The organism is Streptosporangium sp. DT93, assembly GCF_049844535.1.
In the GTDB taxonomy this organism is placed as follows: Bacteria; Actinomycetota; Actinomycetes; order Streptosporangiales; family Streptosporangiaceae; genus Streptosporangium.
Genome location: NZ_JBNCLF010000077.1, coordinates 1 through 475, shown reverse-complemented (window position 1 = coordinate 475; position 475 = coordinate 1). Strand labels below are relative to the sequence as shown.

General features: G+C 68.6%; 1 protein-coding gene. It reads left to right on the top strand.

Going from position 1 to position 475, the window contains the following annotated elements:
• Positions 1–475, top strand: a 475-nt coding sequence (locus ACLQ2R_RS39555; protein WP_425966548.1) for an AMP-binding protein, incomplete at both ends; no start/stop codon positions are given.

Sequence of the window (475 nt, the reverse complement as noted above, 5' to 3'; positions counted from 1 at the left end):
TGCTGGCCGTCGCGAAGGCCGGCGGGGTGTACGTGCCCATGGACGCCGACTTCCCCGCCGAACGCCTGCACTTCATGCTCAGCGAGGTCAACGCACCCCTGGTCCTCACGGCCGGGGCGACCGCCGGCCGCATCCCCGACGGCCCCTGGCACAGCATCGACCTCACCACCGTCGACCTCCCCCACGACGACGGGAACCTGCCCGACATCGCCGGGCCGGACAACGGCTGTTATGTGATCTTCACCTCCGGATCCACCGGCCGCCCCAAGGGCGTCATCACCCTGCACCGCAACGTCACCGAACTCCTGCACGGCGCCGACTTCCTCCGCCTGAACGACACCGACACCCTGCTCCAACTGGCCCCCCTGCCCTTCGACAACTCCACCTTCGAGGTATGGGCACCCCTGATCGCAGGCGCACGGCTGGTCATGGCACCACCGATCTCCTACACCCCCACCGACATCGCCACCTGGGT